This window comes from Flavobacterium sp. PMTSA4, from assembly GCF_032098525.1.
In the GTDB taxonomy this organism is placed as follows: Bacteria; Bacteroidota; Bacteroidia; order Flavobacteriales; family Flavobacteriaceae; genus Flavobacterium; species Flavobacterium capsici.
In genome coordinates this window covers 117,735-137,125 of the sequence record NZ_CP134890.1, presented here as the reverse complement: position 1 = coordinate 137,125, position 19,391 = coordinate 117,735, and the positions used below count along the sequence as shown (strand labels likewise).

Annotated in this window: 18 protein-coding genes; 13 read left to right on the top strand and 5 right to left on the bottom strand. The window is 29.1% G+C overall.

Annotated elements, in window-relative coordinates:
* Positions 1-49: 49 nt before the first annotated feature.
* On the bottom strand, positions 50-1,036 hold the full coding sequence (gene pfkA / locus RN605_RS00645; RefSeq protein WP_313321475.1) for a 6-phosphofructokinase: 987 nt from the start codon (positions 1,034-1,036) through the stop codon (positions 50-52).
* A 137-nt stretch (positions 1,037-1,173) separates the two neighbouring features.
* Positions 1,174-5,634, bottom strand: coding sequence for a translocation/assembly module TamB domain-containing protein (locus RN605_RS00640; protein ID WP_313321474.1), 4,461 nt, complete (start codon positions 5,632-5,634; stop codon positions 1,174-1,176).
* Positions 5,635-5,787: 153 nt separating this feature from the next.
* Between RN605_RS00640 and tsaD the strand changes: the two genes are divergently transcribed.
* The 7 genes from tsaD (at position 5,788) to RN605_RS00605 (ending at position 12,243) form a co-directional block, all read left to right on the top strand.
* Positions 5,788-6,810, top strand: a complete 1,023-nt coding sequence (tsaD, locus tag RN605_RS00635) for a tRNA (adenosine(37)-N6)-threonylcarbamoyltransferase complex transferase subunit TsaD (RefSeq protein ID WP_313321473.1) — start codon at positions 5,788-5,790, stop codon at positions 6,808-6,810.
* Between the two features lie 3 nt (positions 6,811-6,813).
* Positions 6,814-7,521, top strand: coding sequence for a 16S rRNA (uracil(1498)-N(3))-methyltransferase (locus RN605_RS00630; RefSeq protein WP_313321472.1), 708 nt, complete (start codon positions 6,814-6,816; stop codon positions 7,519-7,521).
* Between the two features lie 27 nt (positions 7,522-7,548).
* A complete protein-coding gene (locus RN605_RS00625) occupies positions 7,549-8,199 on the top strand; it encodes a DUF4159 domain-containing protein (RefSeq protein WP_313321471.1) in 651 nt (216 codons plus the stop codon).
* 161 nt (positions 8,200-8,360) lie between these two features.
* Positions 8,361-9,317 (top strand): zinc metalloprotease, encoded by a 957-nt coding sequence (locus RN605_RS00620; protein ID WP_313321470.1) that lies wholly within the window; start codon positions 8,361-8,363, stop codon positions 9,315-9,317.
* 80 nt (positions 9,318-9,397) lie between these two features.
* On the top strand, positions 9,398-10,489 hold the full coding sequence (locus RN605_RS00615; protein WP_313321469.1) for an AI-2E family transporter: 1,092 nt from the start codon (positions 9,398-9,400) through the stop codon (positions 10,487-10,489).
* A gap of 2 nt (positions 10,490-10,491) precedes the next feature.
* Positions 10,492-11,670, top strand: a complete 1,179-nt coding sequence (locus RN605_RS00610) for a class I SAM-dependent methyltransferase (RefSeq protein WP_313321468.1) — start codon at positions 10,492-10,494, stop codon at positions 11,668-11,670.
* 3 nt (positions 11,671-11,673) lie between these two features.
* Entirely contained in the window at positions 11,674-12,243 is a 570-nt protein-coding gene (locus tag RN605_RS00605) for a hypothetical protein (protein WP_313321467.1), read from the top strand.
* On the opposite strand, the gene RN605_RS00600 is transcribed toward RN605_RS00605, so the two are convergent.
* The 3 genes from RN605_RS00600 to RN605_RS00590 are packed head-to-tail and all read right to left on the bottom strand — an operon-like array spanning position 12,240 to position 14,518.
* Positions 12,240-12,902: a M15 family metallopeptidase gene (locus tag RN605_RS00600; protein WP_313321466.1), complete on the bottom strand. Its 663-nt coding sequence runs from the start codon at positions 12,900-12,902 to the stop codon at positions 12,240-12,242. The two genes, RN605_RS00605 and RN605_RS00600, sit on opposite strands and share 4 nt — an antisense overlap.
* Positions 12,892-14,196 carry an NAD(P)/FAD-dependent oxidoreductase gene (locus RN605_RS00595; protein WP_313321465.1) on the bottom strand — a complete coding sequence of 435 codons (1,305 nt, stop codon included), beginning with the start codon at positions 14,194-14,196 and terminating at the stop codon, positions 12,892-12,894. The genes RN605_RS00600 and RN605_RS00595 overlap by 11 nt, the downstream gene beginning before the upstream one ends.
* A gap of 1 nt (position 14,197) precedes the next feature.
* Positions 14,198-14,518: a rhodanese-like domain-containing protein gene (locus tag RN605_RS00590; protein ID WP_313321464.1), complete on the bottom strand. Its 321-nt coding sequence runs from the start codon at positions 14,516-14,518 to the stop codon at positions 14,198-14,200.
* A 146-nt stretch (positions 14,519-14,664) separates the two neighbouring features.
* On the opposite strand from RN605_RS00590, the gene RN605_RS00585 reads away from it, so the two are divergent.
* The 6 genes from RN605_RS00585 (at position 14,665) to RN605_RS00560 (ending at position 19,374) form a co-directional block, all read left to right on the top strand.
* Positions 14,665-15,126, top strand: a complete 462-nt coding sequence (locus RN605_RS00585) for a MarR family winged helix-turn-helix transcriptional regulator (protein WP_313321463.1) — start codon at positions 14,665-14,667, stop codon at positions 15,124-15,126.
* Positions 15,127-15,129: 3 nt separating this feature from the next.
* Positions 15,130-15,762: an NAD(P)H-dependent oxidoreductase gene (locus tag RN605_RS00580; RefSeq protein ID WP_313321462.1), complete on the top strand. Its 633-nt coding sequence runs from the start codon at positions 15,130-15,132 to the stop codon at positions 15,760-15,762.
* Between the two features lie 23 nt (positions 15,763-15,785).
* Complete coding sequence (locus tag RN605_RS00575; RefSeq protein ID WP_313321461.1) at positions 15,786-16,355, top strand: YceI family protein; 570 nt, start codon at positions 15,786-15,788, stop codon at positions 16,353-16,355.
* A 106-nt stretch (positions 16,356-16,461) separates the two neighbouring features.
* Entirely contained in the window at positions 16,462-17,031 is a 570-nt protein-coding gene (locus RN605_RS00570; protein ID WP_313321460.1) for an anthranilate synthase component II, read from the top strand.
* Between the two features lie 410 nt (positions 17,032-17,441).
* Positions 17,442-18,065 carry a TetR family transcriptional regulator gene (locus RN605_RS00565; protein ID WP_313321459.1) on the top strand — a complete coding sequence of 208 codons (624 nt, stop codon included), beginning with the start codon at positions 17,442-17,444 and terminating at the stop codon, positions 18,063-18,065.
* The gene (locus RN605_RS00560; protein WP_313321458.1) at positions 18,055-19,374 is read left to right on the top strand and encodes a TolC family protein; all 1,320 of its coding nucleotides are present in this window, start codon (positions 18,055-18,057) and stop codon (positions 19,372-19,374) included. The genes RN605_RS00565 and RN605_RS00560 overlap by 11 nt, the downstream gene beginning before the upstream one ends.
* Positions 19,375-19,391: the final 17 nt, after the last annotated feature.

Below are 19,391 nucleotides of genomic sequence, written 5' to 3'. Positions count from 1 at the left end.
TTTTATTTTTTATATTAGTTATTACTTCTTAATCTATTATTTCTTTTTCTTATGTAGTCATTATATCTGAAACTCTCAATAATTCTCTATCAATTTCTGTATGACCTTTAATGGCTTGCTCCAAAGGTGTTAAAGCTACTTTGTCATTAAGAAGTCCAACCATAAAATTTGATTTTCCTTCTAATAAAGATTCGACTGCTTTTACCCCAAGTCTTGATGCTAAAACTCTATCAAAACATGAAGGCGAACCACCGCGTTGCATGTGACCAAGAACCGATACACGAACGTCATATTCTGGCATGTTTTCATCAACATAATCTTTTAATTCGAAAACGTTTTTACCAATTTTATCACCTTCGGCAATAACCACAATACTTGATGATTTTCCTGAAGCTTTACTTTTTCTTAAAGATTCTAATAATCTGTCCAATCCTAAATCTTCTTCAGGTATTAAAATTTCCTCCGCTCCTGCTCCGATTCCAGCATTTAAAGCAATATGACCCGCATCTCTACCCATTACTTCAACAAAGAAAAGTCTATTATGAGAACTTGCGGTATCACGGATTTTATCGATACAATCTACTACAGTATTTAAAGCCGTATCATAACCTAATGTGTGACTTGTACCAAAAATATCATTATCAATAGTTCCTGGAATTCCCATAACAGGATATCCAAATTCATTGTTGAAAATTTCAGCACCCGTAAATGAACCATCACCACCAATTACAACTAATGCATCAACACCAGCATTTACTAAATTTTGATGTGCTTTTTTTCTTCCTTCAACCGTCATAAATTCTTTTGAACGAGCCGATTTAAGAATAGTTCCACCTTTGTTTACAATATTGTTCACACTTCTTGGTCCCATTTCTTTGAAATCACCTTCAATCATACCTTGATATCCACGGTAAATTCCAACACATTCTATATTATGGAAAGCACAGGTTCTAACAACAGAACGTATTGCTGCGTTCATTCCTGGAGAATCACCTCCGGATGTTAAAACTCCTATTTTTTTTATTGTATTTGACATTTTTTTATATGTTAAAATGTAAAATTAACAAAGATGGAGCAGTTTTACACCTATATTATTGAAGTATTAACAAAAGAAAGAAACTTCAAACGTTTTCGTTGATAAGTTTTAAAAATAAAGTGCTAAAAAATTAAAAATCAATAGTCATCAGGAGGAAGACCTTGATTATTTACAGGTGTTTTTTCTTCTTTTTTTTCAGGTTTAGCAGGTGCTTTGAATTGATAACTATCTGGTAAAATAGAATCATCGACCTCGGTTTTTGAAGGAATAACTTCTTTCAATTTTTTATTATTAAAAATTTTAGTGATTAGTTCTCTAAAAGTATCAAAATCGACTTCATAAGAAATCCCAAGTCCTTGAGTGTAGCCAACACCTTGACCAATGTAAGTAACATCGTTTTCTCGATTAAAAACTCTTAAGTTAAGTGTTCCGTCATCATTTACTCTATATTGAAGTTCAACATTACCAACAACAGCAGATTCGTTTACTCCACCAACAGGAACACCTACTTTTCCGTTTACAGTTATTCTATCGTTGATTTTAGATTGAAGAGTTAAACCAAATCTAGCATCGGTCTCGTAACCTGGTCGTGTGTCACCACCAACGTATTCTGGAGCAAGAGTAACTTTTCCTCCATCGGTTGAGAAAATATCTGAAAAAACACTACTTGCTTTTTCATATAATAAATTGGATGATTGAGATTGACTTAATCCTTCTGGACTTAAAAATGAATTGGTTGATAATAGCGACAATGCTTGTGTTTGTCTAACGTCTTTGTCGTCCAATTTATATTGCAACTCTGATCGTAAAGTTGAAGCTACTTTTGGAAATTCTATTGAAAATTCTGGTTCAGGATTCATTAAATTTCCTTTTATTCCAATTATTACTTCAACATCAATTTTTCTGTTAAATGATGGATTTTCAATCAAAACAGCTGGATTAGCAGTAGTTCTATAAACTGCCTCAAGGTTTAATGTTGCAGCCATAGGATCACCATTCCAAACTATTGAACCATATTTTTTCACTTCAAAAGTTTTACCAACTAAACCGCCATATTTGAAATTATAATAACCTTTATAAACTTGAAAATCGCCGTACATATTAAACTTTCCTAAAGTATTAATTTCAAAAAGTAATGTACCACGACCATTTCCTTTCATTCCATGACCAGAATCGCGATTTAATATAACTTCGATATCTGCATTTTCTAAGATATCAAAGTTAAAATCAAGTTCTAAGCCATAGTATTTCTTTTCGTCTTTACTCTTTTCGCTACTGTTTTTTTGTTTAGTAAACTGAATATATCCATTTTCTTCGGCTATCTCACTATCATTAATTGGTATTTTAATATCTGTTCCTTTTACCGATTCAGCATCAACTTTTATAGCCAAACCTTCTGTTGGTCCTTTTATAGAAGCTGTTCCATTCATGTAAGCCGTACCAAAATAAGCAGCATCTTCATGGTCAGCAGTATTTAATGCTAACAAATTCTTAGAACTAATATTTAAATCTAATTCCCAATCTCCAAATTGTTTGTGTTTAATATATCCGTATAATTCCCCTTTGGTATTGAACTTAGAATCGGTTATTGTAGTTTGACGAATTATAAATTTATTTTCTGTAATATCAACAATTGATTTATCACTAAAAGAATAATCAACATTTAAATAAGGAATTGTTAGTCCTGTGTCGTTAACATATAGTCTTCCATTATAATCCAATTCATCAACTGGTCCGTCAACTCTTGCATTTCCTGATGCAAAACCTCTAATATTGGTAATAACATCTCCACCTATTTTTCCTAAAACACCTAAATTGAATTTATCAAATCTTAAATCAACGTCTAACGAAGTCTTTCCGCCTATAATTTCAATATTTCCATCTGCTTCAAATGATTCGACATTTTTATTTAGTAAGTTAGATTTAACATAGAATTTTTGAAGACTTTCATCGCCTTTTATCTCTAAATTAAGTTTTCCTAATAAAATATCGTTTACTTTTAAATCTTCAATTTCTAATGAAGATGTCGGCTGATAGACTTCAAGATTTTGCTTGAAATCAATTTCACCATTTACATTTCCATCAAACTTAAATTTTTCAACATCGGGAGTAATCTTATTCAGATTAACGTTTTGAAAGGTCAACTTTAAATTTTTATTGTCTTTTCCATTAAGTATTCCGTTCAAATCAATACTTTGATTTTCATGAGATAATCTAATGTCATCGAATGTGAAGTTTTCGAGTTTTTTGTCAAAAATAATTTTGTTTTTATTATTATCACTTTCATTTATATACCACAAATAATCCTTAAACTGAACTTCTGATTTTTGTAAACCTACCACGTTTTTATTTTCTGAATTTATTGTATGATATAAATTCAGATTGTAAAAATCATTTCCAAGATTGCCACCTTTAAATTCAGTTCTGAAATATAATGTGTCTTTTACAATATTATTAATCAAACTAAAATCTCTTATTTTATAATATTTAGTTTTTATCGTATCAAGTTGAACATATGATTTATACAATGGATTTTTATTATCAATTTGCAAAATCAAACCATCAAAACTATTCTCTAAATAAGTTATTTTAGGAGATTTAAAATCAAGTTTAAAGTCAGCAGTTTCAGAACTTATACTTCCTTTTATTTTAGTGTTTTTTGAAAGAGAAATTTCTGGATAAAAAATTTCAATAATTTTACTGTAAATATCAAAATCAAACTTTATGTATTGTCCTTTCTCAACTTTATTAGGTTTATAATTGGCGTATAAAGTTCCAATTGAGTTTTCAACCATACTTTTCAGTTGGTCAAATTTATATTTACCTACAACTGTTCCATTGATAGCATCCGGCGAACTAACTAAAATTTTCCTTTCATTATTTTCATCAAAACTTGAATTCACAGACAAATTATCAATGAAATAGATATCCTTTTTATTTTGATACATTGCATTAGTCAAAAACACATCGCCTTTGAAATTATCTAAATCATTTCCTTTTGAGTTAATTACAATTTCACCTTTAAAAACAGCAATTGAGTCTTTAATAATATTTAATTTATCAAGATTTGCATAATCAATTTTTGAATGGAAATTAATGGTCTTTTCTTTTTTACTTAAGTCAATTAAACCATCAAAATCCATATACAAGTTTGGATCGTTTACAAAGAATTTCCCTTTAAAAATTGGCTGTTTAAAACTTCCGTCCACAACTATATTTTGATAATTATATCCTTTGAATTTTAATTTATAAACATCGCCTACAAAGGTTGTATTCAATAATTTTTGGGTAAATCCTTTTCCATCAACATCAATATTCAAACTAACCGCTCCAATGTCATTTTGCTCAATTAGTTTTCCAAATTCAAACTGATCTAAAATTACATTACCAGTATAATTTGCATTGTCAATATTATCCAAACTATTTATAGTTAAAGTAGATTCTACAATACCCAAAGCAGTATTCATAACAAAATCTGAAATGATATATTTTTGAGTCACTTCTACATCACCAGTAAAATTAAATTGACCCAATTTTTGTAATGAAGTTGGCAATTTTTTTCCTAATATATTTGGAAGTAATTTTGTTAAATCATCATAATTTGAAGTGATTTTTTTGAAATCTCCTTTCATGTAAAATTCTCCAGGACTACGCGGAAATAGGTTTTTGAAGTTTAAATCACCGCTAATAACTGAATTGCTGTTATCTCGTAAATATAAGTTAGTAGCATAAAAGTCATTCAAAACTCCTTTTAGATTTGAAGTTAAAGTAAACACTCTATTCTTGCCCATTTCTTCATAAAAATAGCGAATATCATTAGTAGCTATTGTTGAATTTTTGGTAACTATGTCAAACTTTACTTTGTTGTTAAAATCGCTAAAGTCTTTATTTTCTTTAACATAACTTAGAATGACTTTACCTTGAAAGAAAGAGTTTTTAGTTTTTACTTTTAAAGTTTCGAGTTTAATGTTTCGCTTAGTGTAAACAAAATCGGAAGTTAAATCTTCAACAAATAATCCTCGATGATCTAAAAATGACATTTCTGCAATTTGAGCAGAAACATTTGGACCTTTAATTTTAAAGTCTTTTAAGTGAGTATTAAGCTTCTTTAAATCAAGGTCTTTTGGATTTTCTCTATTATAATCCATAATTACTAATCGAGAATCAGTAACATAAACATTACTTGATTTCAATAAAAATTTACCCGAAGTTGGTTTACCATCATCAAAAGCATCTACAAATAAATCAAGATTAGTATCTTTTTCATTTTTATAATTTACGATATTTAAGTAGAAATTATTAAACCGTAAATCGCCAAATTCTAATTTTCCATCAACTAATCTTTTAAAATCTAAAATGCTAGTGTTTATTCGTTCTGAATAAATTAAAGTATCTTGATGATGATCTTTTATTAAAACCGTTTTTAACTTCACACTTCCAAAAACAGTCACAGCAACTTTATCTACAGAAATATTAACTCCGTATTCTTTATTCAAATTGTCAGTAATGTAATGTGCTATTTTTGTTTGAACAAAAGGCATTGACAATGCAATTGCAAGTAATAACAATAACAAAATCAACGCAACAATTGTGCGCAAGAAAATCTTTTTGATTTTTTTGGAGCGACTATTTTTTTTATTTTCTTCCAAATATTAAAACGGCTTGGCAAAGACAATTTCCTTTGTAAAAAATCACTATTTTTGGCATTTCACAATGGTTTGTCAAATATAAATCAAAATTTGTGCCTTTTTATGATTAAAGAAGAAGTTTTTATACTTGCAATAGAAAGTTCATGCGATGATACTGCAGCTGCAATTTTGAAGAACGATAAAGTACTTTCAAATGTTGTAGCAAGACAAAGTATTCATGAAGAATTTGGTGGTGTTGTTCCTGAATTGGCTTCACGTGCACATCAACAAAATATTGTTCCTGTAATAGATGTAGCTTTAAAAAAAGCTAATGTTGCCAAAGAACAACTTTCTGCCATTGCTTTCACTCAAGGTCCAGGTTTAATGGGTTCACTATTGGTTGGAACATCTTTTGCAAAATCATTATCCTTAGCATTAAATATTCCGTTAATTGCTGTCAATCATATGCATGCACATATTTTAGCGCATTTTATCGATGAAGAAGGATTTGATAAACCTGTATTTCCTTTTCTGGCTTTAACAATTTCTGGTGGTCATACTCAAATAGTTAAAGTAAATGACTTTTTTGACATGGAAATCATTGGTGAAACAACGGATGATGCCGTAGGTGAAGCTTTTGATAAAACTGCAAAAATTCTTGGTTTACCTTATCCTGGCGGACCATTAATTGATAAATTTGCTAAAGAAGGAAATCCAAAAAAATATCCATTTACAAAACCAAAAGTAGATGGTTTGGATTTTAGCTTTTCGGGATTAAAAACACAAATTCTTTATTTCATCCAAAAAAATGTTGCCCAAAACCCAAATTTTGTAGAAGAAAATAAAAATGATATTTGCGCTTCGGTTCAACAAATTATTATTGACATTTTAATGGAAAAATTAAAATTAGCCGTTGCTGAAACTGGAATTACACAGATTGCTATTGGTGGTGGTGTTTCTGCAAATTCTGGAATCAGAGAAACACTCAAAAATGCAGAAAACAAATACGGTTGGAAAACTTTTATTCCTAAGTTTGAGTATACTACAGACAACGCTGCAATGATTGGTATTGTAGGCTACCAAAAGTTTTTGCATGATAAGTTTGAAAATACCAAAGTAGTTTCAAAAGCACGAATAGAATTTTAGTATATGCAATTATTTTATAATCCAGCTTTAACAGAAACACAAACTTCTTTCGTTTTCGAAAAAGAAGAAAGCAAACACATAATTAAAGTATTGCGCAAAAAAACTGGTGATATTTTACATGTTACAAATGGATTAGGATATTTGTTCACAACTGAAATAACAATTGCTTCAGACTCAAAATGTACTGTAAAAATCAATTCATTTGAAAAGCAAACAGAACCAAAATTCAATTTACATTTGGCAGTTGCTCCAACCAAAATGAACGATCGTTATGAATGGTTTTTAGAAAAAGCTACTGAAATAGGAATTCAAGAAATTACCCCTATTATTTGTGAACACTCCGAAAGAAAAGTGATTAAAAACGATAGATTTCAAAAAATTTTAGAAAGTGCAATGAAACAATCGTTACACTTTTATATACCAAAATTGAATGATGCAATTAGTTTCAAAGAATTTTTAAAAATAAATACCAAAAGCCAAAAATTTATAGCGCATTGTGAAGAAACAGAAAAAAAATCATTAAAAAATGAGTTAAAAACAAACAAAGATGTTTTGATTTTAATCGGTCCTGAAGGAGATTTTTCTGTTAAAGAAATCCAATTAGCAATTGCTAATAATTTTATTCCAGTATCTTTGGGCAACACACGACTTAGAACAGAAACAGCCGCAATTGTTGCTTGCCATAGTGTAGTTTTTAAAAATGAAGAATAAAAAATCAGATAAAATCTATTTAAAAACATGAAAATTATCCTCAAAATCTATTTTATATTTTTTTTACTGATTAACTTCAATATTTATTCTCAAGAAATAGCATTATTAAAATACAATGGCGGCGGCGATTGGTATGCTAATCCTACTTCATTGCCAAATTTGATTAAGTATTCAAATCAAACTATAAATACTAAAATCAAAGCAAAACCTGCAACTGTTGAACCAGGAAGTTTAGAAATATATTCATATCCTTTTGTTCATATGACTGGTCATGGAAATGTTGTTTTTAATGATGCAGAAATTATAAATCTTAGAAATTATCTTCTTTCTGGTGGATTTCTTCATATTGATGATAATTATGGAATGGATGAGTTTATTCGAAGAGAAATTAAACGAATTTTTCCAAACAATCAATTGGTTGAAATACCTTCAAATCATCCAATATTTCAAAAACCAAACATCTTTGCAAATGGATTACCTAAAATCCATGAACACGAAGGCAAACGTCCACAAGCATTTGGAATTTTTGAAAACAATAGATTAATTTTACTTTATACTTTTGAATGTGACCTTGGCGATGGATGGGAAGATGCAGAAGTTCACAATGACCCAAAAGAAGTACGCGAAAAAGCACTTAAAATGGGCACAAACATCTTGAATTATATATTCAACAATTAAAACCATAAGTTTTTTCTATTAATTTTTTGTTTGGCTTTTAGGCATTCGTTAAAAAAAGATGTTATTCATCGACTTTTTGACAATAAGAATTTATGATTTATTCAATATATTAACAATTTTAATATTATTGTGATTATAAATTAACCTAAACCAAATTATTTATGAAAAAAATCTGTTTATCACTAACTGCATTGTTAGTTTTGTTTTCATGTCAAAATGATGACAAAAACACTAATTCTGAGGAAAGAGTTGCCAAAAGAGGTTGTGCTTCTTATGAAGTTTTAGAGAGACAATTAAGCGAAAATCCTGAATTGGCTTTAAAAATGAATCAAATTGAAGCATTTACTGAAAAAGCAATGCTAACTCAAAACCGTTTAGTAAATGGAAAGATTGAAATTCCTGTTGTAGTTAATGTTTTGTATAGAACTTCTGCTGAAAATATTTCAAATGCACAAATCCAATCACAAATCGATGTTTTAAATGCCGATTTTAATGCTCAAAATTCAGATTTCAATCAAGTTCCTTCAATTTTTTCTGGTGTAAAAGCAAATGTTGGAATTTCATTTGTTTTAGATCAAGTTAACAGAAAGTCTACTACTAAAACTTCATGGGGAACAAGAGATGCAATGAAAAGCACTAAAAAAGGTGGTTTAAATCCAACATCTCCAACTACTAAATTAAATCTTTGGGTTTGTACAATCGGTGGTGGAATTTTAGGATATGCACAATTTCCAGGTGGTTCTTCTGCTACTGATGGAGTTGTTGTTGATTCTAGATATTTCGGAGTTACAAATAATTCAGGTTCAAGTTACCCATACAACTTAGGAAGAACTGCAACTCACGAAGTTGGTCACTGGATGAATTTACGTCATATTTGGGGAGATACAACTTGTGGTAATGACCAAGTAGCAGATACGCCATTACACAATACTGCTAATTATGGAGTTCCAACTTATCCTCACTACAGCACATGTTCAGGAAATCCAGTTGAAATGACAATGAACTATATGGATTATACCGATGACAGAGGAATGTATATGTTTACAAACGGACAAAAAGCAAGAATGGATGCAATTTTCCTTTCTGGTGGACCAAGATTTTCTTTCGCGCAACCATAATATTTAAAAAGTTTTGAATGAAAACTCGTCAAGTAGCAAATACTAGACGAGTTTTTTTTATTTTTATAAAAAATTAAACAATGAACAATTCAAAAATAATTGCTTTTGGTATAGTAAAAGCGGTAAGTATTCTTCTTTTATTTGGCCTGTTATTATTGTTTATTTATAAAATTCAGACAGCAATTCTATATTTAGTTTTATCACTAATTTTTAGTCTAATAGCAAATCCAATTGTTGAGTTTTTAAAGAGTAGGTTAAAATTCAAAAATACTTTAGCGGTCGTTACTACTTTATTTATTTTTCTTCTTTTGATAGTTGGAATTTTTTCAATGTTTGTACCATTAATTCTATCTCAAAGCAGTAATTTATCACTTTTAAATACTAAAGAAATCGAAAACAACATCATTGATATCACAAGTAATTTTAATGAATTTCTAAAGAATCATAACCTTAACAGCAACAACATTTTAAATCCAGATAAATGGTTATCAAAAATTAATTTCGATTTATTTACCAACTTTTTCAACTCCTTACTTTCTACAATTAGTAATATTGGAATGGGATTAGCATCTGTTTTTTTCATTGCTTTTTTCTTTCTGAAAGATAAATTGAAATTTATTGCTGGCGCTAAAACCTTATTGCCTGACAAACACGAAGACCAAATTTTAAACTCGGTTTCTAAAATAAATCAGCTTCTTTCCAGATATTTCATTGGATTAATTATACAATTAGTAATTATACTAATCTTGTATTTGATTGTTTTATTAATATTTGGTGTTCAAAATGCTTTAATAATAGCATTGCTTTGCGCCATTCTTAATATTATTCCTTACATCGGTCCATTGATTGCCAGTTTTATAGCTGCAATTTTAACAATGATGAGCAACATAAATGGAGATTTTCAAACCGAAATTTTACCAACTACTATTTATGTTTTAATTGGATTTTTTATTGTTCAATTAATTGATAATAACATAAGTCAACCTATAATTTTCTCAAATAGTGTAAAATCTCATCCGTTAGAAATATTCTTGATTATTCTAATTGCTGGTTTTCTATTTGGAATTGTTGGAATGATTATCGCCGTACCGTTTTATACAATCCTAAAAGTAATTGGAAAAGAGTTTTTTCCTGAAAATAAGATAATTCAATTGCTTACAAAAAATCTATAAGCATGGATAAATCCATTCTTTCCGATGAAATTCAAAAATTCATTGATGATAATCTTGTTAGTGATATTTCAAAATTAGCGTTGCAAAAACCAAAATTTCCAAACGCTGATTGGGCAACAATTTTAAATCAAATTGTAGCTAAACAAAAAGCTAAAACCAAACTTCCAACATGGTTTGAAACCAAAAAAATTTATTATCCAAGCAAAATTTCGGTTGAACAAACTTCATCTGAAAAAACCGCTGAATACAAAGCCAATTTAGTTTCAGGAGAAACATTAATTGACTTAACGGGTGGATTTGGTGTTGATGATTTATATTTTTCCAAAAAAATTACTAAAGTTTATCATTGCGAAATTAACGAAGAACTATCCGAAATTGTAAATCATAATTACAAATCATTGGGAATACAAAATGTCGAATGTTTTACTGGTGATAGTTTAACCATTCTTAAAAAAAATGACGAATGTTTCGATTGGATTTATATCGATCCTTCGAGACGAAATGATGCAAAAGGCAAAGTTTTCATGCTAAAAGATTGCTTACCGAATGTTCCTGAATTATTAGATTTTTATTTTGAAAAATCGAACAACATCATGATAAAAACCGCACCAATACTGGATATTTCTGCTGGATTATCAGAATTAAAAAATGTATTAAAAATTCACATCGTTGCAGTTGAAAATGAAGTCAAAGAATTAATTTGGACTTTGAAAAAAAACTACAATTCAACAATTGAAATTATTACTTCAAACATAAAAAAAGATAACATTGAAGCATTTTCATTTATCTTAAACAATGACAAAACCGCTTCCTATTCTTTACCCAAAAAATATTTATTTGAACCTAATGCTTCAATAATGAAATCAGGTGGTTTTGATGAAATTGGTGTTCAATTAGAATTAGAAAAACTGCATCAACATTCACATTTATTTACATCTGATGAGTTAATTGATTTTCCTGGCAGAGTTTTTGAAATTGAAACAATCATCAATTATGATAAATCTTCAATGAAAAATTATCTGTTAAACCAAAAAGCAAATATTACAACTAGAAATTTTCCAGAAACAGTTGAATCCATTAGAAAAAAGTGGAAAATAAAAGATGGTGGAAATTTGTATTGTTTTTTTACAACTGATGTAAATAATAGTAAAATAGTTTTACTTTGCAGAAAATTAAAATAAACCATGAAGAAGATTGTTTCAATAACATTTTTACTACTAAATTTTTTTGCTTTTGCTCAAAAACCATGTGAAATTGACACAAATATTACCGATAGTTTGGGTACTTATAAATCAACAAAACAGCATTTAATTTACGAACGTAGTTTTGCGGGTAACTCAACCAACATTTATTTTTCATTGGCTTCAAGTAATGGTGTTTTAAATCTTGAATTCCAATCTTTACAAAGAAGTAGCGAGTTTATAAAGGCAAATTGTTTTGATAAAAATTCAAAAATACACCTTCAATTAAGTAACGGAAAAATTGTTACTTTATTGAACATTGGTGCAGATACTTGTGGTACTTTATTGAGAAGTGATGATGGTAAAAACAACCGAATAACAACTAGTACGTTTGTTTTTTCAAAAGAAAATTATGCGGATTTAAAAACTTCAAAAGTTACTTTTATGCGCATTCAATATTCAGGAGAAACTTTAGATTATCCTTTTAAAACTGAGTTTGTTTCTGAAATAGATGGTAAGTCTTATTTTCCTGAAACATATTTTATGGATTATTTAAATTGTATTGAAAACTAATTACAATTCCATTTCAAATTAGAAATTTCATCCGTGTTGCTTCCATTTAAATTATAATGCCACCATTCTGAATCGAAAGATTTAAAATTGTTTTGAAGCATTATTTCTTTTAAAAATTTACGATTTTTTAGAACATTTTCTGGAAGATTTGAAAAGTTATGACTTGCTTCTTCTCCGAAAAAATCAAAGGTTGTTCCCATATCAAGTTCTTTTCCATTTAAATCAACTAACGTAATATCAACTGCTCCGCCACGATTGTGAATGGAACCTTTTTTTGGATTGGCAACATAATTTGCATCAGGAACGATTTTCCACATTTTTTCTTGAATAGCTTTTGGTCTATAACAGTCAAATAGCTTTATTTTAAATCCTTTTTCAAGAAAAACTGAATTTGCTGCCAGCAAGGCTTTAACTGTTTTTACTCTTAAAAAACATTCGCTACAAGGATAAACTTGTTCTTTTAGAAAATTATCCGCAGTAGCGTACTTCATGTCAAACACAAAATCATTGCTATAGTTTTTAAGATTCACAAAAGAGTTTTCATCTTTTTCTGCAGAAATATTAAGTAAAACAGGTGATTTTTTAGAATCAAGATATGTTGATTTACAGGAAAAAAATAATCCTGAAACAATAAACACCAAAAACACTTTAAACTTCATCGCTAGTAAATGTTATAAAACTTTTCTTTTTATAAGGACGAATAATTAGCCTTCCTTCGCGATCAAAACGAATGTAATTGTATAACCAATTAAGAAACACAACTGCTTTGTTTTTAAACCCTATCAATGAGAGTAAATGCACAATCATCCAAACAAACCAAGCAAAAACTCCATTAAAATGGAAGTTAGGCAAATCTACAACTGCTAAATTTCTTCCTATCGTTGCCATCGAACCTTTATCATTATATTCAAATGGTTTCATAGGTTTATGGTTGATTAACTTTATAATATTTTCACCCAAAAGTTTACCTTGTTGAATAGCTGGTTGTGCCATCATTGGATGTCCTTTTGGAAAATCATTCGTTTCCATTGAAGCAATGTCGCCAATGGCAAATATATTTTCATAACCATTAACTTGGTTAAACTCATTTACTTTAATTCGCTCAACTCGTTCAACCAATGCATCACTACTTAATCCTGGAATTGCAGCGCCTTGAACTCCAGCAGTCCAAATAACAGTGGCAGTTTCAAAAGTTAAATCAGAATTTGTAGTAACTGTTCTTCCATCATAATTAGTTACTCTAACATTTTTCCAAATTTTTACTCCAAGTTTATTTAAAAACTTTTCAGCAGCTATTGATGATTTTTCACTCATGGTATTGAGTATTAAATCGCCACTTTGAATTAAATTTATTTCCATTTTAGAAATATCTAAATCTGGATAATCTTTTTGGAGAATTGCTTTTTTCATTTCAGCCAAAGCACCAGCTAACTCAACACCTGTTGGTCCTGCTCCAACTAAAACAAAATTCATTAAAGCATCTTTTTCTGCTTGGTCATTGGTTAAAACCGCTTGTTCAAAATTTTCTAAAATTAAACTTCTAATGTTTAATGATTGTGGAATGGTTTTCATAGACATCGCATTCCTTTCAATTTCTTTGTTACCAAAAAAATTTGTTTTTGAACCCGTTGCAATTACCAAATAATCATAATGCAAATCACCTATTTCAGAAATTATTTTTTGATTTTCAGTGTCAATTTCTTTTACAGATGTTAATCTGAAATAAAAATCGGTATGTTCTTGAATTACTTTTCTGAGCGGATAAGCAATTGAACCAGCTTCCAATCCGCCAGTTGCTACCTGATACAAAAGTGGTTGAAATGTATGATAATTGTGTTTGTCAATCAGAACAACTTGAACCTTTTTATTTCTAAGTTTTTTTGCTAAAGCAATTCCGGCAAATCCACCACCAATAATTACAACTCTAGGATATTTTGAATGTGGAATATTCATATTAGTTTTCTTCAGGAAAAGTTACTTCACCATTCCATTGTGAAAATCCTCCAACCAAATTATAAGTATTCTTAAAACCTAACTGATTCATAATTGCGCAAGCTTGAGCGCTTCTTCCACCAGCTTTGCAATAAACGTAGTAATTTTTATTTTTATCTAATTCATCTACTTTATAAATAAAGCCTTGTCCTTCATAAATATTAATCATTAAAGCATTTGGTATAATTCCTTCACTCCATTCATCTTCTGTTCTAACATCAAGAATTACTGCATTAGAATCATTTGATAATTGCTCTACCCAATCGTTTTGTAATAAGTCCATAAAGTATATTTTTTTCAAAAATACTAAATATAAAAAGTTTATCGATTATGCGTGATTTTAAATTTTAACAAAAAAATAACAAACATTTGTATATACAAATAAAATAATGTTATACATTTGTACCTACAAATATTGAAAGTACAATTATGAAAATAGAAGAAATTATAAAATCTACCGTAAGCATTAGTGATGCGAAGAAAGTGATTTTAAATTTGATGTATACCAATACTATTGTAGGCGAAAAGTTCTTAGAGATTTTAAAACCATTTGATTTATCAAGTGAACAATATAATGTTTTAAGAATTTTAAGAGGTCAAAAAGGAAATCCAGCAAATATGTGTGTCATTCAAGAAAGAATGATTGCAAAAAACAGTAACACTACTCGATTAATAGATAAATTGTTATTAAAAAACTTGGTTACTAGAGAAGTTTGCTCTGAAAACAGAAGAAAAATTGAGATTCAAATTACTCAAAAAGGATTAGACTTATTGACTGAATTAGATCCAATAGTTATACAACATGAAGAATTACTTGCTTCAAATTTGACTGCTCAAGAATTAAAAGAATTAAACAGATTATTAGAAAAATATAGAATTTCAAAACAATAAATTATGTCAAACTTTATAAAAAATGCCAATTGGCGTTATGCCACAAAAAAATTTGATGCTTCAAAAAAAGTATCAAATGAAGATTTAGAAACGTTGAAAGAAGCCATCCGATTGAGTGCATCATCTTATGGATTACAACCTTACAAAGTATTTATAATTGATAATCCCGAATTAAGAGCAAAATTACAACCTGCTGCATGGAATCAAGCTCAAATTGTTGATGCTTCACAAGTAATTGTTTTTGCTAACATAGTTGATTTTGGAGATGAACAAATCGATAATTACATTAAAAATTTAACCACTACTCGTGGTATTGAATTATCTTCAGTTCAAGGATATGCTGATTTTATGAAAATGAAAATTAATCCTTTATCAAAAGAAGAGAAAAACACTTGGACATCAAAACAGACCTATTTAGCATTAGGAAACTTATTAAATGCTGCTGCAGAACTTAAAATAGATGTTACACCAATGGAAGGTTTTGAACCTGAAAAAGTAAATGAAATTTTAGGTTTAAACGAACTTGGCCTAAATACTAGCATTATAGCTACAATAGGCTATCGTCATGAAGAAGACATGACCCAAAACTTTGCGAAGGTTCGCAAATCAAATGAAGAATTATTTATTAATATATAACTATAACTTTAAAATTAATTACAATGAAAAATTTAAAAACAATTGCATTAACATTAGTAGTAGCTTTAGGAACAACTATTGCTACAGCTCAGAACAAAAAAATTAACACTGATAAAAGTATCATTAACTGGGTTGGTAAAAAAGTAACTGGCCAACATTCGGGAACTATTTCTTTTCAAAGCGGAACTTTAGTTTTTGAAAAAAATGCTTTAAAAGGTGGAAGTTTTACAGTTGATATGACTTCAATTAATGTAACTGATTTAGAAGCTGGAAAAGGAAAAGAAAAATTAGAAGGACATTTAAAAGCAGATGATTTTTTTGGAACAGATAAATTTGCAACTTCAACTTTAGATTTCAAAAAAATTGGTTCAAAAGGAAATGGAGTTTACACAGTAACTGCTGATTTAACAATCAAAGGAATTACAAATTCTGTATCTTTTGACATTACAGTAAAAGGAAATACTGCTTCAGCTAAGTTAATGGTTGATAGAACTAAATTTGATATCAAATACGGTTCTGGAAGTTTCTTTGATAACTTAGGAGATAAAGCTATTAACGATGAATTTGAATTAAACGTTAATCTACAATTCTAATAAAGGGAATAATTGCTATGAAAAGAAAAGCCTCGAATTTTATTCGAGGTTTTTTGTTTTACTTAAATTAAGATAAAATACTAAATTTGTCACAATTCAAATCACTATGAAAAAGATTGCTGTTATTGACAACTATGATAGTTTTACCTATAATTTGGTTCATTATTTAGAGGATTTGAATGCAGTAGTCACTGTCTTTAGAAATGACGAATTAGAGCTAAGTGAACTAGAATCTTTTGACAAAATACTGCTTTCACCTGGTCCAGGAATTCCTGATGAAGCAGGAATGTTAAAAGCAATTATTCAAAAATATTATTCAACAAAAAGTATTTTAGGGATTTGTTTAGGTCAGCAAGCCATTGGAGAAGTTTTTGGCGGAAGCTTAATCAACCTCGAAAAAGTATTTCACGGTGTTGCAACAACCGTAAATCTAACAGTAAACGGCGAAGAACTTTTTACAGATTTACCCAATCAATTTGAAGTTGGTCGTTATCATTCTTGGGTAATTTCTAAAGACAATTTTCCTCAAAGTTTAGAAATAACCTCAACCGATTTTGATGGTGAAATCATGTCAATCAGACATAAAAATTTTGATGTAAAAGGCGTTCAATTTCATCCCGAAAGTATCTTAACACCATTTGGAAAGAAGATTTTAGAAAATTGGATTAACAATTAAAAAATATTTTTTTAAAACTACATCATGTAGTTGATTTAAAGATGTATAAAACACTTAATCTAAACTATTTCACAAACAATATCTTTAATCACCATAAGAATCCCATTTTTCATTTAAATTTATCACTAAAAACAATTATTCGAACAAAAAAATTGTTTATTGAGATGTTATTTCTTTGATTAATTTTAAAAAAGCAATCTTGTGCTTTAATCTTAATCGAATTTTCCTTTACTAAAACTTATACTTTAATAATTACATAATATATTATTGACTTACAATATAATAAATTTTAAGTATAGATATTCTCTATGATGCTTTTTTTGTTAATATTTCGTTAAAAAACAATTAAACAAACGTTTAATTTAAACAAGTGTTTAATTTTGCAGTCGTTAAATAAACATTCAAAAATCATGACTGATTTTAACGAGAAACAAATTGAAATACTTCAGGTAGCCGAACAGCTATTTGCAGAGAAAGGATTTGATGGAACATCGGTTAGAGATATTGCCAAAATTGCCAACATAAATGTTGCCATGATATCTTATTATTTTGGCTCAAAAGAAAAGCTTTTAGAAGCTTTGGTTTTATATCGAATTTCATCTTTCAAATTGGAATTAGAAAACCTAAATCAAGAAAACATCTCTCCTATTCAAAAGATGGAAAAACTAATTGAGTTTTACATCAAACGAATCAATAAGAATAAATGCATTTATCAAATTTTGCATTTTGAAATTTCTTCTAAAAAAAGAGATATTGATTTGGCTACATTCACAAAAGCAAAAAACGAAAATTTAAGACTGATTGAAAATATTGTAAAAGAAGGTCAACAACAAGGACTTTTTCAGAAAAACATTAATGTTCCATTACTTCCAACAATTATCATGGGAAGTTATCTTCAATTTCAAATGAATGCTGTTTACTACAAAGAATTGCTTGGCTTACATAGTGAAGCAGCTTTTGAAAACTATGTTTTAAACGATTTAACTCTTCACATACAAAAAACAATTAAAGCACTTTTAGTTTATGAAAATTAATAAAATAGCTTTCCTGATTTTCTTTCTGATGGTTTTTGTTAACAATCAAGCGCAGGAAAAGAAACTACTAACCTTAAAAGATGCTATCCAAATTGCCGTAACCAATAGTGATGCTGCAACTTTAGCTAAAACCAAAGTAGAAACTTCAGAATTGGAATTAGAAAACGTTAAAAACAACCGTTATCCAAGTTTGAAAGCTTCTGGTCAATACATGCGATTATCAAATGCAAATGTTGATTCAAACTTGAGCTCTAATCAAAATTCATCTTCTGAACCGAGCAAGCCTTTAAAAGTTGACCAACTTTTGTTAGGACAAGTAAATGCATCGTTACCTATTTTTAGCGGTTTTAAACTTAAGAATAGTATCAAAACATCTGAAAGCCTATATCAATCTGAAAAGTTCACAGAAAAGCACTCTAAAGAGCAAATTGGACTAGATGTAGTTGAATTGTTTTCTTCGCTTTACAAAACACAACAAATGACACTTATCATTGAAGAGAATTTAAAAACTGCCATTCAACGTGTCAAAGATTTTACTGCAATGGAAGAAAATGGTTTGATTGCTCGAAACGATTTATTGAAAGCTCAATTACAACAATCCAACATTGAGTTAGCACTTGAAAACTCAAAGAAAAATACAGCAATTGCAAACCACAAGTTGGTTACACTTTTAAAACTACCTGAGTCAACACAGGTTGAAATTGACATTGAAGCAATCAAAAAAGAATTGACCGAAAATCAAAAAGAATTCTCAGGTGAACGCAACGATTTAAAAGCTTTGGAATTAAAAAAATCGGCTTCAGAAAGTGCTGTAAAAGTTGCTAAAGGAAACTATTATCCATCGTTAGCATTATCTGCCGGATATATTGCTTTGGATTTGAATAATGTTATAACCGTTACTAATGCTATGAATTTTGGAATTGGTCTTTCTTATGACCTTTCATCAATATTTAAAAATGGAAAAGAGGTAAAACTAGCTCAAAGCAAAGCTAAAGAAACTGAAATCGCTATCAATTTACTTCAAAATCAAATTAATGAAGAAGTATTTCAAGCCAATGAAAATTATAAACTTTCTTTGAAACAAAGCTTTGTTTATGAAAAAGCAGTTGTTCAAGCAACCGAAAACTATAGAATTGTAAAAGACAAGTACGACAATAGTCTATCGGATACTAACGATTTACTGGAAGCTGATTTTGAAGCGCTACAAGCCAAAATAAATCAAGCCCTTTCAAAAGCAGACGTTGCCCAAAAATATTACGAGCTTCAATTTGCAAACGGAACATTATCATCATCATTAAACATCAACTAAAAAATTACTGCAACAGA

What these genes read in the sequence shown, in the direction of transcription:
- pfkA (WP_313321475.1), bottom strand. Translation starts at nt 1,036, where the DNA reads ATGTCAAATACAATAAAAAAAATAGGAGTTTTAACATCCGGAGGTGAT.
- tsaD (WP_313321473.1), top strand. Translation starts at nt 5,788, where the DNA reads ATGATTAAAGAAGAAGTTTTTATACTTGCAATAGAAAGTTCATGCGAT.
- RN605_RS00630 (WP_313321472.1), top strand. Translation starts at nt 6,814, where the DNA reads ATGCAATTATTTTATAATCCAGCTTTAACAGAAACACAAACTTCTTTC.
- RN605_RS00625 (WP_313321471.1), top strand. Translation starts at nt 7,549, where the DNA reads ATGAAAATTATCCTCAAAATCTATTTTATATTTTTTTTACTGATTAAC.
- RN605_RS00620 (WP_313321470.1), top strand. Translation starts at nt 8,361, where the DNA reads ATGAAAAAAATCTGTTTATCACTAACTGCATTGTTAGTTTTGTTTTCA.
- RN605_RS00615 (WP_313321469.1), top strand. Translation starts at nt 9,398, where the DNA reads ATGAACAATTCAAAAATAATTGCTTTTGGTATAGTAAAAGCGGTAAGT.
- RN605_RS00610 (WP_313321468.1), top strand. Translation starts at nt 10,492, where the DNA reads ATGGATAAATCCATTCTTTCCGATGAAATTCAAAAATTCATTGATGAT.
- RN605_RS00605 (WP_313321467.1), top strand. Translation starts at nt 11,674, where the DNA reads ATGAAGAAGATTGTTTCAATAACATTTTTACTACTAAATTTTTTTGCT.
- RN605_RS00600 (WP_313321466.1), bottom strand. Translation starts at nt 12,902, where the DNA reads ATGAAGTTTAAAGTGTTTTTGGTGTTTATTGTTTCAGGATTATTTTTT.
- RN605_RS00595 (WP_313321465.1), bottom strand. Translation starts at nt 14,196, where the DNA reads ATGAATATTCCACATTCAAAATATCCTAGAGTTGTAATTATTGGTGGT.
- RN605_RS00590 (WP_313321464.1), bottom strand. Translation starts at nt 14,518, where the DNA reads ATGGACTTATTACAAAACGATTGGGTAGAGCAATTATCAAATGATTCT.
- RN605_RS00585 (WP_313321463.1), top strand. Translation starts at nt 14,665, where the DNA reads ATGAAAATAGAAGAAATTATAAAATCTACCGTAAGCATTAGTGATGCG.
- RN605_RS00580 (WP_313321462.1), top strand. Translation starts at nt 15,130, where the DNA reads ATGTCAAACTTTATAAAAAATGCCAATTGGCGTTATGCCACAAAAAAA.
- RN605_RS00575 (WP_313321461.1), top strand. Translation starts at nt 15,786, where the DNA reads ATGAAAAATTTAAAAACAATTGCATTAACATTAGTAGTAGCTTTAGGA.
- RN605_RS00570 (WP_313321460.1), top strand. Translation starts at nt 16,462, where the DNA reads ATGAAAAAGATTGCTGTTATTGACAACTATGATAGTTTTACCTATAAT.
- RN605_RS00565 (WP_313321459.1), top strand. Translation starts at nt 17,442, where the DNA reads ATGACTGATTTTAACGAGAAACAAATTGAAATACTTCAGGTAGCCGAA.
- RN605_RS00560 (WP_313321458.1), top strand. Translation starts at nt 18,055, where the DNA reads ATGAAAATTAATAAAATAGCTTTCCTGATTTTCTTTCTGATGGTTTTT.